Origin of the sequence: Enterococcus sp. RIT-PI-f (assembly GCF_001297065.1) — a bacterium.
In the GTDB taxonomy this organism is placed as follows: domain Bacteria; phylum Bacillota; class Bacilli; order Lactobacillales; family Enterococcaceae; genus Enterococcus_D.
In genome coordinates this window covers 107817-123703 of record NZ_LHOX01000016.1, presented here as the reverse complement: position 1 = coordinate 123703, position 15887 = coordinate 107817, and the positions used below count along the sequence as shown (strand labels likewise).

The window sequence follows — 15887 nt, the reverse complement described above, 5'->3', positions numbered from 1 at the left end:
CCATCCTTAAATTTGATATATCATTTCACGAGTTCAGTATAACCATCTTTAATCTTGATGTCTAGCTAAATTTTATAAAAATTAAAGGGTTTTCATTTTTGTTTTTTTATGCTATTCTGTTGAATATGATATATCAAAAAGGAGCATGTGTATGAAAGAGCCTCTCTATAAACAAATTTACGATGCGTTGCACGATGCCATTTTGACCGGCACACTGGCTCCTGGCAGTCGTGTCCCGACTGAAAAAGAGCTGTCTGAAACCTATCAAGTCAGTCGGATCACCTCAAAGCGGGCTTTAACAGAACTTGAGCAGAATCAATTGATTTATCGCGTACAAGGTAGCGGCAGTTTCGTTCGGCAAAAAACAAGTCGTGTCGCTACAGGCAAGATCCTCTTTGTTTTGCCATTTGCCAATGACCTTTCTCTAGGGAACTTTACTGAAGGCATCTATCCAATTATGCAAGCGTATGGCTATGAATTACTGATGACGCCGGCAGATTATTTAGAGAAGACCTCTCCGCAGGAATTGATGCAGGAATTTGACGGGATGATTTATTATGCCAGCAACACAAGTTCTTACTATGATCTGCTGTTTACTTGTCAGCAGCATGGCTTTCCTGTCGTGACCTTAGACAAACAACTCCATGATTTTGACTTTCCAGCAATCTTGCCTGATAACTTTGAGGGCGGTCAATTAGCCGCTGCGCACCTGCTTTCATTAGGGCATCAGCGGATTGCCTATATTTTTGGCAGTCGCCATCATCCGCAATCTGTGCGCAAACGTTATTTGGGTTATGTTGAAACAATGCAACGATCTGTCGATTTTTTGACAAAATTGGATGACGGTCGTGCAGTTTTAACGGAAGCAGTGACGTATATCCAAGACCAGCAAATCACAGCCGCTATCTGTGAAAATGATTTAGTCGCCATCGAGCTCATGCGGCATATCCGCCAACATCCACAGATACCCGCTGATTTTTCGATCATTGGCTTCGACAATATCCAAGCAGCTGCATTGGTCGATCCAGCTTTGACCACTATCGGACAGAATTTTGCCGAAATGGGTCGTTTGGCTGGTTTGAAGGTCATTGAGCAAATCAATCAATCCGCAGATACTGCTCAGGAAAAAAATCACGTATCAACAGAACCGGCTGCCCAATTAGTAGCGGTATCTTTGATCATAAGAGAATCTACCCAACCAAAGGAGTGACTGAAGTGAACGTTTCAATGATCGATACAAGACATGGCACTGACAATCAATATAGTTTTTCTCATGGCAATTGTTTGCCTTATACAGGGGTCCCATTTGGGATGAATTTTTTCGCCCCGCAAACCAGCAATCAGCGGGGAAGCTGGTGGTTCCATCCTGAGGACCGGACGTTTCAAGGTTTCCGGATCACCCATCAACCAAGCCCATGGATGGGTGATTTCAGCCACATGACACTGCTGCCGTTGAACGGTGCAGTCAGTGAGATGAGTCTCTTCCACGCACAAAGTTCATACCGACCAGAAGAAAGCTGCTTCAATCCAGCCTACCTGAACATCAAGACCCAACGCTATCAATCTACAGGCACCCTCGTTCCAAGTATGTACGGCGGCCTGCTGGCTATCGAAAACTGCGGGGTGAATCCTGGCTTAGGCATATCCTTCCCTGGTACCTTTACAGTCAAGCAAATCGATGCGCAGACGATCGCTGCGACGCTGATCGTTTTCTCAGGTTGTGAAGATGATCAATTTACCTTCCATTTTGTCTGTAAATTTGCCAGTTCGATCGTTGCGCTAGAAGGACCTTTAAGCGGTGAGGAAGGCTTCGTCATCGTTCGCTTTAAAGATGAAATACAAGAAGACGTGCATTTTGCCACATCCTTTATTAGCGAAGAACAAGCTTTTGTCAACTTGCAGCGAGAAGCGAATTGGACTTTGGCGGATTACAAAGCTTCCGCAACTGACCAATGGAATGATTACTTGTCACGGATCGAATTGACCCATCATGATCAAAAACAAGTCAGCACCTTTTATCATAATTTTTACCGTTTATTTTTATTTCCGCAGACTTTCTATGAAATTGATGCAGATGGCCGCAAAGTCCACTGGGATACATTGGCAAAAACGGTTAAATCAGGCCCGCTTTATACGAACAACGGATTTTGGGATACCTATAAAACCGTTTATCCACTGTTCTCACTGATTGCGGTTGAAAAACTGGAAGAAATGTTGGAAGGTTTCTTGAACAGCTATCGAGAAAGTGGCTTTCTGCCTAAATGGTTATCACCAGATGAACGAGGCCTCATGCCAGGGACGTTGATCGATGCAGTGATTGCTGATGCGGCTGTCAAAGGCATTCGTCCTGACTTGATGCCTGAATTGCTGACAGCCATGAAAAAGGCAGCGACACAGCAAAGCGAGAACAGCAACTATGGTCGACAAGGAACCCTTGACTATTTGACTTATGGCTATGTCCCTCTTGATTACCATGAATCTGTCAATCACACGTTGGACTATTGCTATAGTGATTTTTGTATCAGCCAGGTAGGCAAACAAGTGGCTGACAACGAGATTGCCCATTATCAAAAACAAAGTCTGAACTATCAGCATATATTCGATCCAGAAACTGGCTTTATGCGGGCCAAAGACAAAGAAGGCCGCTTCCGTCCAGATTTCAACCAGCATCGCTGGGGCAAAGACTATGCAGAAGGCAGTGCATGGCAAAGCAGTTTTGCTGTCTATCATGACTTTGCAGGATTGATCAATGCCCATGGCGGCAAAGAACGATTTGAAGCAAAATTGATCGACCTGTGCAACCAAGACCCGCAATATACGACTGAAGGTTATGGCTTTGAGATCCATGAAATGAGTGAAATGGCTGCGATCGACTTTGGACAGTTGGCGATCTCAAATCAGCCAAGTTTCCACTATCCTTATTTATTCAGCTATATCGGCAAACCTGAAATGGCACAGCCATTGATCAAACAATTGTTGACCCGGTGCTTTGACGACAGCCCCAAAGGTTTCCCAGGAGACGAAGACAACGGCAGCATGGCAGGCTGGTATCTCTTCAATGCACTAGGCTTTTATCCTGTCACACCAGGCAGCGGGGAATATGTCATTGGTATGCCTTTATTTGATCAAGCAACCATCAAATTGTCTTCAGGCAAGACCTTAACGATCCAAAGTACACCAAACAAACCGCAACAATTATTTGTCGATGCGGTCACGCTCAATCATGCACCCGTAGACAAAATGTTCTTTACCCACCAAGAGTTGATTGCTGGAGGTAGCATTGATTTTAAATTAGGTGTTGTGCCTCGCAGCCGCACCTGGTCAAAAGATGCGTATCCATTCAGCCTAAGCAACAGGTCATAAAAAACAGCATAATGAAGCTGAAGCGCCTCTCAAAGTGAGTTGATCCTTCTCACTTTGAGAGGTGCTTCATTTTCTTACACGCATTGGCTGATTCATTCCCTACTGCAGATGCAAGACACATTGAACCTTTCTTCTTTCTTCTTTCTTCTTTCTTCTTTCCTCTCCCCTCTTCTCATCTTGCTTTACTTTGATGCCTTCCCTCGCTATACTTAACGCTATCAAATACGCTTGAAGGGTGGTGTTTTACTTGCAAATCGTGATCATCGGTGCCGGCCCCCGGGGATTATCTTTATGCGAGCGGTTGATTGCCCATGGAAAACAACAGCAGAAATCTGCTTCCATCATTTTGATCGATCCTGATCTCCCCGGTGCTGTGTGGCGAACCACACAAAACCAAGACTTGCTGATCAACTCTGTCACAAATCAAGTGACCCTTTTTACAGATGATTCCCTGACTAGCGGTGGACCAGTCGTCAATGGACCAACTCTTTACGAATGGGCTGACAGCATCGGAAAATCATTTGCCCAACAACATGCGCCATGGTTACTGGCTTTCTTTGACAACATCGATCCAAATGGCCACTGCCCCCGGGCTGTCTATGGCTTATACCAACAATGGTTTTATCAACAATTGGTCGGCAGCTGCCCTACGATTCAATTGACCTATGTCGCCGCCAAAGTACACGCTGTGACAAAAGAAACAGACGGCTATCTTGTCCAAACAAAGGACCAAATGTGGACAGCGGACAAAGTCATTCTGGCAACTGGACATGGCGCTGTCCGCTTATCACTGGAAGAAGCAGAACTGGCAGCTTTCGCCCAGCAAAACCATCTATTCTATTCTCCCCCTGCTAATGCAGCAGATGTCGATTTCTCCAAAGCAGCCCCTGGGACGCCTTTGATTTTACGCGGACTGGGGTTGGCTTTCTTTGATTATGTGACCTTACTGACCCAAGGACGAGGCGGGATATTTAGTGAAACAGAAGGCCGCTGCCATTATCAGCCTTCTGGGGAAGAACCACTGATCATCGCCGGTTCTCACCGCGGCGTGCCTTATCATCCACGAGGGAGAAACCAAAAAGGGCCCACCCAACAACGGCTGCCGCACTTTTTGACTGATCAGCGATTGACCGCATGGATCAATGAAAAACAAGTGTCTGCTGACATCGTCTTGTATTATTTGGCTAAAGAAGTTGAACTGGTCTACTATCAGCAGTACCTTAAGGAAAAACAACATCGATCACCTGCAGATATCGATTCCTTCACGACAGCCTTTATCCACCAAGATGGGCAGACTTCTGTCCTCCACGATTTTGGCATTCCGTCTGCTGCTATATGGGATTGGACCTTTTTCGAACAGCCATTCAGCAGAAAAACGGCCGCAGAATCTGTCCAATCTTTCTTGCTGGATTATTTAAAATGGGATCTTCAAGAAGCTGAACTGGGTAATTTGACCGGTCCTGTCAGCAGTGCGCTAGAAGTATTAAAAGATCTTCGCGAACCATTGCGGGTGGTCTTGCGCCATCAATTGCTGTCGCCGCAAGACCTAAAAGCATCATTTTGGCAATCATTTTTGCCGTTGAACAGCTTTTTGTCTATCGGGCCGCCCTTGCAGCGGACGCGAGAGCTGATTGCCTTGATGGAAGCTGGGATCGTGACCTTATTAGGCCCAGAAATGATCGTGGAAACAACCGATGTTTTCTTGACCTATGCCAAAGGGTTTCCACAGCATACGTATCAAGCGTCCCAAATGATGGAAGCTCGGATTCCAACAACAGCGATCGAAGCCACGGCCAATCCGCTGCTCACTTCTTTGTTGGCACAAAAACTGATCCATCCAGCGATCCTTCGTTTGCCAAATGACGCTGATTTCCATACTGGCGCCGTCGCCATTGACCCTTTGACCAACCTATGTTTGGATCTACAAGAACACCCCCAAGAGGGGCTCTATTGCTTTGGTATTCCGACTGAAGGCATCCACTGGCTGACAGCCGCAACTGCCCAGCCCGGTACCGATGCTTGGAACTTGCGGCAAGCCGATCAAATGGCTGCCCATATTTATGGCCATGGCAAACGGAAATAAGGCACTGATTCTTTTGCAAGAAAATTGCGTAAGCTTTTGAAAACCGATACAATAAAAGAAAAGCTTACTAGGAGGTTGTTGCATGACCGCTGAATTACAAAAAATCAATGCCTTGATCGCTGAAGTCGAAAAGGTGATTCTGGGCAAGCATGACGTGATCCAGTTGACCGTTGCCGCTTTATTGGCTGGCGGACACGTTTTATTTGAAGATATTCCCGGTGTAGGCAAGACGATGCTGGTCAAATCATTGGCCAAAGCCATCCAAAGCGACTACAAACGGGTTCAGTTCACGCCTGATCTATTGCCAAATGATATTTTGGGGGTGTCGATTTTTAATGCCCAAAGCCAGCAATTTGAATTTCGACCGGGACCGATCTTCACATCGGTTTTACTCGCTGATGAAATCAACCGAACCACGCCCAGAACCCAAGCCTCCCTGTTAGAAGCCATGTCAGAAAATCATGTGACGATCGACAACCAAACCTACCCACTCAGCCCGCATTTCTTTGTTTTGGCAACTCAAAATCCTAATGAATATGAAGGCACCTACCCATTGCCAGAAGCCCAATTGGACCGTTTTCTATTCCGATTGCATATCGGTTACCCTGATTTCCAAGATGAACTGGATCTTTTGACCGGCCAGCGTCAACAAAGTTTAGAACAGATCCAAACGATTTTGCATGCAGAAGAACTCACCGCCCTCAAATCGCTGGTAGATGATGTCTATGTCGATGATCAAGTCGCGCGTTATGCCTTGCAATTGGTCCAAGCCAGTCGCCAGCATCATGGCATTGAATTGGGCATCAGCCCTCGTGGCGGGATTGCCTTCTTGAAAGGCGCCAAAGCCTTAGCGCTGACTGAGGGGCGTACGTATGTCACACCGCAAGATCTGCAGCGGATACTGCCGGCTGTTTTTGGGCATCGTCTGTTAGTCAAGGGTGGCATCCATGCCAATGCCGATACACTGGCAGAATTGATGAAACAAATGATCCAGCGGGTACCTGTCCCCACGAGGAAATGACTATGGGCAGACAACTAGTAAAACGAATCCTGCGTTTGTCCGTTTTTGTCGCTGCCTACGTGATTTTATTGGCTTATTGTTTCATCTTCAACAACGATGCTGGTTGGAGCTTATGGTTTTTGCTTACCCTGATTTTGCTTTTCGATCTTATGACCCTCATGCCTTCTCTGAAAAAAGTACACGTCACGATTGAGGAATCTTTACAAGTTGCGCAAGGCACATCGCTCTCGCTGCCAATCGAGATTTATTGCTATCGGCCGTTGTTTTTCCCGTTTGTCGCGCTATCCTTGTCCTTCGACGAAGGTTTTCACCAGCAAACCTTGCCTTTTTACAGAGGTACAACCATTCGGACCCAAGCCCAATGGCTTCCACCAAGCAGAGGCGTCTATGATAAATGTTCAGTAACTTTGCGCACTCGGGATCTATTCGGCTTCTTTGAAAAAAAACGTTCCCTCACGATTGATCAATCCTTACTGGTATTGCCTGCGTATCAGGCAGAGGCCACCGCATTGCTGCCTTTGATCACTGAACAATCCCAACGTTACACCTATGGTGAACCAAGCTTCACGATCAAGCAATTTCGTTCCTATCGACCAGGTGATTCTTTGAAGCATATCGATTGGAAGTTATCCAGCAAGCAGCAAGCATTGATCTTCCGCGAACCTGAAAACCACAAGACCCAAACACTTGTCTTGATTTTCTGGGGTGAAGCAGATGCGCATTTTGAAGCGACCTTGTCCCTTTTTTTCTCTCTGCATCAACTGGTTCAGCAGCAACATGATGTACAAACGCTGTTGTTTGGCGCAGACATCCCTTCTCCCTACCATCCAGATGCGTTGGCTTATGCGCAGATCGCGCCTTTTGACCACTTGCCAGCCGGGATCCCCGCCCTTGCCAGTAAGCAGATCCTTGTGATCGCCCCTGCTGCAACGGAGCAAGTCCAGCGCTATATTGACCAGTCGCAGCGCCACAACAACTGCCAACTCTTGACCTATGCAGACTTGATGGGGTATATCGCAGAGGAGGAACGTATATGAAAGCGTCCTTGATCAAAAAAAGCTTACTCGGTCTACTGACGTTTATCAGCTTGACCTTGATGATCCTGCCTTTTGTCGCGGTCTATGATTTGGGGAATGAAGCGACATTGCTGGCCTATGCCGCTTCTGTCTGTCTCTTCTTAGTGTTCATCCCGAAAGTGCGCTATAGTTTGCCTTTGCTGCTGCTTGGCTGGTTTGTTGTCTTGTACCGTATTTTCCCCTATGGTACCAGCTTTTCACTCGATTGGCTGACACGCTTTGGCTACGACTTTTTGCGGGCTGTTAGGGAAATCATTGTGGGGGATGTTGGGTATATCACTGAACTGGCCGCCGTGACGTTGATCGTTACCTGGGTACTGTTTTTAGCGATTCTGCCAATAATCTTTCGCTGGTTCTTTTTCACCTATGCCATGATGCTGTCTTATTTGCTGACAGTCGTCATTTTCAATCGCTTTGATTTGACTTGGCATATCACAGGTATTCTAATCTGCGGCCTTGCCTCATCCCTCATTGCCCACATGCAGATACAGCACACACGCAAGCTAGGGGAATGGACGCTAATATTGTCAACGTTGCTCCTTCTGATGGTTGCTGCTGTCTATTTGCCAAAAACAGTGATCAGAGCGCAATTGGTCAGCCAATCGACCATGATCCGTACCAGTTTGAATCAAATCGGCTTCTATCGATTTATCGAAGAACATGGGACCCCGTCAGGTTCCCGAACTGGTTTTAGCGAAAACGACCGCCAGTTAGGTGGACCTTTGCTGGATGACACCACTGTTTTATTCGAAGCGCAGCAAAACACACGCCATTATTGGCGCGTGGAAAGTAAAGACTTTTATTCTGGCAAAGGCTGGATCAGCACGATCCGAGAGGAAGACTTCCGAACAGATCCCGTGTCGCTGACAGTCGCAGATGATCAATACCGGCAACCTTATACCGATACCGAAGACATCGCCATCGACTTCATGAACCACGGTGACTATGTCCCATTGCCTTACGGTCGCAGCCAACTAACTGTGATGGCTGGCGCCCAAGGCCTGCAAGTGGACGACTCGATCCGCAGAGTGGACTTGCTATCTCCTGAATCTGTGCCACAAGTAACGATTAAGTGGGATCAGCCAGATTATACAGCTGAGAATCTGCAAAACCTCTCCTTGCAGCAGCCAGACACCACTGTCAACTATACGCAATTACCGGACACACTGCCAGAAAGGATCCCAGCATTGGCACAGGAGATCACTGCCGGATCAGACTCACTTTTTGATCAAGTGACAGCGATCGAAAGTTATTTGAAAAATACCATCAATTTTCGCTATTCGAAAACAGATGCGGTTTATCCGGAAGATGATCAAGACTATGTCGATCAATTTCTCTTTGAGAGCCAAGTCGGCTACTGCGACAATTTTTCCAGTTCCATGGTAGTCTTGTTGCGCACACTGGATATTCCTGCACGCTGGGCCAAGGGCTTTTCTCCGGGTGATCCGGTCACTTCTGACGGAACGACCACCTATACAGTCCGCAACCAGAATGCCCATTCCTGGGTAGAAGTCTATTTTGCAGGCTATGGCTGGATTCCATTTGAACCAACGCCAAGTTTCCAAAATCCCGATCGGCCGGTATTGCAAACAGATACCACCACCGATGAAACGACACCAAGCGAAACCACTGCCGAAACAAGCGAAAGCAGTGTCAGCAGTTCATCAAGCGAAACCACCGCCAGCACCAGCAGTGCTGTAACGGAAGCGTCAAATGATCCATGGCTGACGACTGAATTGAAACAGCTTTTACGCAATGGCCTGATGTGGATGAGCGGTTTGCTTGTGGTGGGCTTGTTCTACATCTATCGGCATCGCCTATTTCGGATTCAGATTTGGGTGATTTGCCGCTGGTCAAAAACACCGCTGACACAAGCCTATCCACGCTTATTAAAACAAACCACCCGGGTCTTGTATCGACATGATGCCGAAACATTGCCGGATTATGCACAGCGGTTAGAATCAATGTATCCTTTGTTCCACGGTAGTTTTATCCAACTGACTGCTGCCTACGAGGCGTATCTATATGGCGGAAGTCAAGATCAAGGCTATCATCAATTGATCCTGCACACTGCTGAACAGATCAGTCAGTTGAAGGCACTGAAATGAAATGCGTACTGCTGACTCGCTTTAGACATATAGCAAGAAAAAAATCCACGCGATCCCATATTTAATGGCATCGCGTGGATTTGATTTTATTTTGCTTGACGATTTTGCACAGCAATAATGATCAGTTTGGTCATTTCCATTAACAAAACGGCACCGGCTGCCATGGCCATTGAAAGACCCACATGACTAAGGGTAAAGGTCGTTGGGATCGCAAAGACTTCACGAACACCTGGTACCAACGTGATACTGTACAACCCACCACAAACCACAATGGCCAACCAGACCATTTTGTTGGCGAATAAACCCGCTTGCCATGCTGTTTCCGTATTTGAACGGGCAGGCAATGTTTGCAGTGTCCGGCTCCAGATCAATGTTGAGAATGCCATGGCTACACCCAATTCAGGCGATTGATTCATACCTAGCCATTGCGCCAAGATCACAACTGCAGCAATCAAGATTCCTCGATACGTCACAGAAATCAATGTTTTTCCAGTAAAGATACCAGCATTTGGATCCCGTGGTGCCCGTTCCATAATGGTCGGCTCCGCTTTTTCCATACCTAGCGCGATCGCTGGCAATGAATCATTGACCAAGTTGATGAACAACAACTGCAACGCGGTGAAAGGATTGTCCCATCCCATCACTAAGGCAAAGACAATCGCAATGATTGCGCCTAAATTTCCAGCAAACAAATAAGAAATAGCCTTTTTGATGTTGTCAAACACATTTCTCCCCACTTCAACAGCGCGGATGATCGAGGCAAAGTTGTCATCGGTCAAGACCATCGCTGCTGCATCTTTGGCGACATCGGTCCCTGTTCCCATAGCAATCCCGATATCTGCTTGCTTCAGAGCCGGAGCGTCATTGACACCATCCCCAGTCATGGCAGAAATTTTGCCTTTGTCTTGCCATGCGCGGACGATCCGAATTTTGTTCTCTGGAGAAACACGGGCATACACCGTGATTTTTTCTAATTGATCTGCCAATTCGCTTTCTGACAAACGATCCAATTCTGTTCCTGTCAAAGCCAGATCGCCTTCAGCAGCAATCCCGATTTCCTGCGCAATCGCTACGGCCGTTGTTTTGTGGTCACCAGTGATCATCACTGTCTTGATCCCTGCTGATTTGGCATCAGCCACTGCTTGTTTGACTTCTTTACGCGGTGGATCGATCATTGCCATCAAACCAACTAAAATCAATTCTTCTTCATCTGCCAGTGTCAATTCCCGTTCTTTGCCATCAGTCATCGGGCGATACGCGAAGGCTAAAACACGTAGCGCACGTTTCGAAAATTCTTCATTTTGATGTTGTAATTTTTCTTTGATGTCATCTGTCAATGGCACCACTTGATCATCGATCAAGACTTTGGTACTGCGTCCAAAGACGATGTCTGGCCCACCTTTGGTCAACAGCAGCTGCTCACCGTCGATCTCATGGAGCGTCGACATCAATTTTCGATCAGAATCGAAAGGCAGTTCTTGCAAACGCGGGTATTGTTGACGAATACTGCGGTAAGGCTGCTGCAATGTTTCGCTGTAATCAAGGAAGGCGATCTCTGTCGGATCTCCTAATTTGGTGCCATCTTCACTGATCGCCGCATCATTGGCTAAGACACTGATAGCGATCAGCCGCTTTTCAGGCATAGTCCAGTGCGCTGGGTCATTCGAAAAGTCCCCTGTTTGACCATTTGGCAAATAGTAATCCACTACTGTCATTTTGTTTTGCGTCAACGTACCTGTTTTGTCTGTACAAACAATACTTGTTGAGCCCAATGTTTCCACTGCAGGTAATTTGCGAATGATCGCATGACGTTTGGCCATCTGTTTGGTCCCAATCGACAACACGATCGTCACGATCGATTGCAATGCTTCTGGAATTGCTGCAACAGCGACTGCCACGGCAAACATGAAGGCATTGACCAAGTCTTCTGTCATGTCGCCAGTACCGTCGCCTAAGAATAGACGCGCCACTTGCACACCAAGAATGATCAACGAGAGGACCAAAATGGCTACACTCAATTTCTTGCTAAATGAATCTAAACCCCGTTGCAACGGCGTTTTGTGTTCCACCGTATTTTCTAACAACCCAGCAACTTGACCGATTTCTGTGACATTCCCTGTGGCCGTAACGATAAAACGTCCACGACCATAAGTCACGATCGTACCACTAAAAACCATGTTGTCCCGGTCGCCGATCGGCGCTGTCCGGTCAATGATGCCTAGCTCTTTTTCAGCAGGTGTCGATTCCCCTGTCAGCATTCCCTCATCGACTTTCAGCGATCCTTCTTCGATCAAACGGCCATCCGCAGGCACATAATCACCCGCTTCTAAAATCACAATGTCCCCCACGACCAATTCTTTGGCCAAGACACTTTGTTCTTTGCCGTCACGAATGACTGTTGCATCAGGTGCCGACAAGCTTTTTAATGCATCCAAAGATCCTTCGGCTTTTTTTGTTTGGATCACGCTGACCACAGAATTCAGCAGCAATACCGCAAAAATAACGATTGATTCAACGTGGGCACCCATGATCATCTGAATGATGGCCACGATCAACAGCACGATCACCATCGCATCTTTGAAGGTGTCAAGAAACAACGCCCAACTGGATTTCTTCGGTGCTTCTTTCAACTGATTCAAGCCATTTTCTAAACGCTTCGCTGCTTCTTGCTGCGTCAAACCTTCCGGCTGACTCTGAACCTCTGCCATGATTTCTGTGATGTCCTTTTGATACATTTCTTTTGCCAATGTGTTTGCCCCTTTATCTGTATTTTTACCCGCTTAGGCATTTTTTTTTTTTGAAAAAAAAGAGACCTAAGACAAGTTTATGCTTGTCTTAGGTCTCACCGTTTAAAATAATACCAGAAAGCTGCTGCCAGCTTACTTACTGTTGATATTACCGCGGCTTGCGCCACCAGTTACTCCCCTAAGGAATATTGATAATGTACAATCATCATAACGGAAAAACAGCCCATTGGCAACTGTAAAATCTCAAAGATGAAATTTTTTTGAAAACATTCTTTTTGGAATCGTCCCTTTTTTTCTGCTACACTATGGATAGACCAGAAAACTGAATCATCTATTTTCCCACTGGAGGTACGCATATGGACGTATTCAATCAATTTATCAACCACACATCCGTCAGAAATTTCACAGGAGAACCATTGTCTGACAACCTGAAAGCACAATTGATCCAGGTCGCCCAGAGTGGCGCTAGTTCAAACTTCGTCCAAGCTTATTCGATCATTGAAATCAAAGATCCGCAAAAATTGGCCACCATCGAAGAGATTGCTGGCGCACCAAACTACATCACCAAAACCGGTGTCTTCTACTTGTTTGTGGCAGACCTGTATAAACACCAGCAACTATTGGAACAAGCTGAATTGTCCAATCACGCATTGACGACCATGGAGCCTTTTATCGTTTCTGTCGTTGATACGACCATCGCAGCCCAGAATATGGTCGCGTATGCAGAATCACAAGGATTGGGCATTTGTTATATTGGCGGCATTCGGAATGACCTTTCCGCGATTGCCAAATTGGTCAGCCTGCCGAAACTGACCTTCCCCCTCTTTGGGTTGACCATCGGTTATCCTGAAAGCCGCAACGACGTCAAAGTCCGGTTACCTCAATCAGCGATCCTAAGTACCGATCACTACCAGCCATTGACCAAACAACTCGTCGATCAATATAACCAAACAACAGCCGCCTATTACGCCCAACGCGGCAGCAATCAGCAGGAAACCAATTGGCAAACCAAAATGACGGCGTTCTTCCGTGAACCGCGACGTCCAGATGTCGCTGACTTCATGAAACGTCAAGGTTTTACCGGCGATTTCAACTTATAGCAAACAGACAAAAGATCCATCTTTTTGGCAGCAAACGATGGATCTTTTATTTGTGAGCCTATTGTTGACTCTCTGGCTTTGCTGTGGCCGGACTTACTGGCAGCTCACAGTAAAATGTATCGATCAACTTTGCGAAGGCCTGATCCAACGCTTGTGCATCGCTGGCACTACTGCGTTGCAGATAGTTCATTGGTTGTGCAGCAACATCAAATAAATAATAGGGAATCGCCCTATTTTCTTCACGACGCAGCTTGATCAGCGGTTGATACAGTGATTCTCCACAAGGCCCCGTCTTTGAGAATGACAATTGAAAAACCGTTTCGTCCTCTTTGCTTATACGATAATACCCACCGTTTTTGGCTATCTTTTCTGCACCGAGTGTCTCATTCAGCGCTTCTACCTCACACCATCTCATCCCTTTTCACCTGCTCACTGGTTTGATTCAATATTATCTGAGCTCAGTTTATCATAAGAGAGGAACGATTTGTGCCTTTCTCTGGCGGTTTAAAAAAATATACCCATAAAAGAAAACAGCGAACCTGAATATTTAAATATAAATATCGCTTTACAAATAGAACAAACGTTCGTATACTTTCAATGAGGAGTGATTGTTATGACCGCTGCACAAATCGCTTATGCAACGCAAGAAACCTATGCTTTAGAGAAGCACTATTATGAGTTGGTCACCTTGCCAACCCCTGTTCATTTTCTATTCGACAGTTTTGCCCGTACCATGGAAAAAACCGGCAAAAATTATATCCTGATTCCTGCTGCTTATTCTACACTCCACGTACCGTTGTTTTTTGTCTTCCGCATCGAAGAAAATGAGGTACCCATCTATCATTATCAGCATATTGTAGCGAATCGCAAAATCGTTCGCCGTTACGATCCACAGCGGGAATACTGGCCGGATGGTCGGTAAGGTAAACAAATATGTTTCATAAATACCCATCCTCTGTAAATGTATAGGTCAATACATCCTGACCGATACAGATCTGATACTGGATGACGGGGTTAGATGCATCCACGTTATCAGCAGGAATAAAGAAACCGGCGGTCCATTCATTGAAACCTTCTTGGGTACTTCGCTGTTTGACTGTGCCTTCTGCAACATGGATGTCTTTGTTATTGACACGCACCGTCAAGTCAGAGGGATCGATCGCTATCTCCTCAGGAACAAATAAGGTGATCATATAGAAATAGGTGCCTGTTTCTGCTACGTCAAATACCAAGTCTGGCTTGGTGACGATGGTTTGAACGATCCCGTCGTCTAGCGTTTCACTGGTACTATTTTCTTCCGTAACGTCTTTGGTGAATGATGTACCCCCAATTAGAGTCACTGTATCTGTGACATAGATCATTTGATCAGCAATAGTGCCCATGAATACAATCGGCGCTTTTTCCATAGATTGAATGCCACGGTCATAAAGCAAGTCAGGTAATTGCGTGTAGATTTTATCGTACGTGACGATCGGTGTGACGGATAACGAATGTCCATCAAGTGCTGAAACTGTGTTTCTTTGCCAATGATGATCATTTTGGGAAAGATGATAAAAAACGCCAATACATAAACCAAAAAGCAGAATGACAAAGAATAATTTATTTTTTCGCATCATGTCCTCACTCTTTCATCTAATTTTATGCAATAAGCTTGTCTCTATAGGTCATCCATTCGCTCGAAATGGGCAATCCACCAGTGTTGTATATCTTTTATTCTATCAGTGCAAATCGCAAAATCCAATAAAATAGTCAAAAAAAATAAAATAAATCATTTTTACGCGTTTTTAATGAGCTTAAATCAACAAAAAAAGTCTACATTTCTCCCATTAGACAAATGTAGACTCATTATATTTAGTATTTTTTCAATCAATGAATGCAGATAGATCCCTGATCAACTACATTGATTTTTCCAAAATTCTCATTTCTCGTCCAAACCGGTCAGGTGCCTGATCTATCTGCTGGTAGCCGGATTTTTCATACAGTCCTTGGTGCTGGGTCGCGATGTAGACTTTTTCGAATCCGTTTTTTGCCAATTGTTCTTCAGCGATGCGCACCAATTGTTGACTGATGTGTTTTCCTCGATACGTTGGATCAACGTAAACGATGGCAATATACGGTGTATAAGGGACATTGTCGACGATATCCTTTTCGACGAAAGAGCAAAAACCGACAATTTTGCCATTATCTATTGCTGATACAACACCTTCCCATGCCAAAAATTCATTGTTTTTCATTTTATTTGCTAAGTACTTTGCCGCTTTCCAATCTGCTTCCTCAATTTGATCTGCAGCTGACAACCAATCAGTGTCGCCTTTTTTCAAGATTTGATAGTCCATTTGTCACCGCCATTTTATTTTTTACTTTATCCACAACTTCCATTTATTTATGA

General features: G+C 45.6%; 12 protein-coding genes. 8 read left to right on the top strand and 4 right to left on the bottom strand.

The features are described from left to right. Positions 1-151: 151 nt before the first annotated feature. The 6 genes from AEQ18_RS09470 (at position 152) to AEQ18_RS09445 (ending at position 9651) form a co-directional block, all read left to right on the top strand. Positions 152-1210 carry a GntR family transcriptional regulator gene (locus AEQ18_RS09470; protein ID WP_054116099.1) on the top strand — a complete coding sequence of 353 codons (1059 nt, stop codon included), beginning with the start codon at positions 152-154 and terminating at the stop codon, positions 1208-1210. Positions 1211-1215: 5 nt separating this feature from the next. Then, complete coding sequence (locus AEQ18_RS09465; protein ID WP_054116098.1) at positions 1216-3363, top strand: GH92 family glycosyl hydrolase; 2148 nt, start codon at positions 1216-1218, stop codon at positions 3361-3363. A gap of 256 nt (positions 3364-3619) precedes the next feature. Next, positions 3620-5446 carry an FAD/NAD(P)-binding protein gene (locus AEQ18_RS09460; RefSeq protein ID WP_235505526.1) on the top strand — a complete coding sequence of 609 codons (1827 nt, stop codon included), beginning with the start codon at positions 3620-3622 and terminating at the stop codon, positions 5444-5446. Between the two features lie 82 nt (positions 5447-5528). Beyond that, positions 5529-6467, top strand: coding sequence for an AAA family ATPase (locus AEQ18_RS09455; RefSeq protein ID WP_054116096.1), 939 nt, complete (start codon positions 5529-5531; stop codon positions 6465-6467). Positions 6468-6469: 2 nt separating this feature from the next. After that, a complete protein-coding gene (locus tag AEQ18_RS09450) occupies positions 6470-7504 on the top strand; it encodes a DUF58 domain-containing protein (protein WP_054116095.1) in 1035 nt (344 codons plus the stop codon). Continuing rightward, positions 7501-9651: a DUF4129 domain-containing transglutaminase family protein gene (locus AEQ18_RS09445; RefSeq protein WP_054116094.1), complete on the top strand. Its 2151-nt coding sequence runs from the start codon at positions 7501-7503 to the stop codon at positions 9649-9651. The genes AEQ18_RS09450 and AEQ18_RS09445 overlap by 4 nt, the downstream gene beginning before the upstream one ends. A gap of 86 nt (positions 9652-9737) precedes the next feature. Here the strand turns inward: AEQ18_RS09445 and AEQ18_RS09440 are convergent, their stop codons facing one another. Next, positions 9738-12386: a cation-translocating P-type ATPase gene (locus AEQ18_RS09440; RefSeq protein ID WP_054116191.1), complete on the bottom strand. Its 2649-nt coding sequence runs from the start codon at positions 12384-12386 to the stop codon at positions 9738-9740. 368 nt (positions 12387-12754) lie between these two features. On the opposite strand from AEQ18_RS09440, the gene nfsA reads away from it, so the two are divergent. Then, on the top strand, positions 12755-13498 hold the full coding sequence (gene nfsA, locus AEQ18_RS09435; RefSeq protein WP_054116093.1) for an oxygen-insensitive NADPH nitroreductase: 744 nt from the start codon (positions 12755-12757) through the stop codon (positions 13496-13498). Positions 13499-13556: 58 nt separating this feature from the next. On the opposite strand, the gene AEQ18_RS09430 is transcribed toward nfsA, so the two are convergent. After that, positions 13557-13913 carry a hypothetical protein gene (locus AEQ18_RS09430; protein ID WP_054116092.1) on the bottom strand — a complete coding sequence of 119 codons (357 nt, stop codon included), beginning with the start codon at positions 13911-13913 and terminating at the stop codon, positions 13557-13559. Positions 13914-14111: 198 nt separating this feature from the next. On the opposite strand from AEQ18_RS09430, the gene AEQ18_RS09425 reads away from it, so the two are divergent. Further along, the gene (locus AEQ18_RS09425) at positions 14112-14420 is read left to right on the top strand and encodes a DUF5960 family protein (protein WP_054116091.1); all 309 of its coding nucleotides are present in this window, start codon (positions 14112-14114) and stop codon (positions 14418-14420) included. Positions 14421-14436: 16 nt separating this feature from the next. On the opposite strand, the gene AEQ18_RS09420 is transcribed toward AEQ18_RS09425, so the two are convergent. Both AEQ18_RS09420 and AEQ18_RS09415 read right to left on the bottom strand, forming a co-directional pair. Next, the gene (locus AEQ18_RS09420) at positions 14437-15114 is read right to left on the bottom strand and encodes a hypothetical protein (protein ID WP_054116090.1); all 678 of its coding nucleotides are present in this window, start codon (positions 15112-15114) and stop codon (positions 14437-14439) included. Positions 15115-15393: 279 nt separating this feature from the next. Then, on the bottom strand, positions 15394-15834 hold the full coding sequence (locus tag AEQ18_RS09415; protein ID WP_054116089.1) for a GNAT family N-acetyltransferase: 441 nt from the start codon (positions 15832-15834) through the stop codon (positions 15394-15396). Positions 15835-15887: the final 53 nt, after the last annotated feature.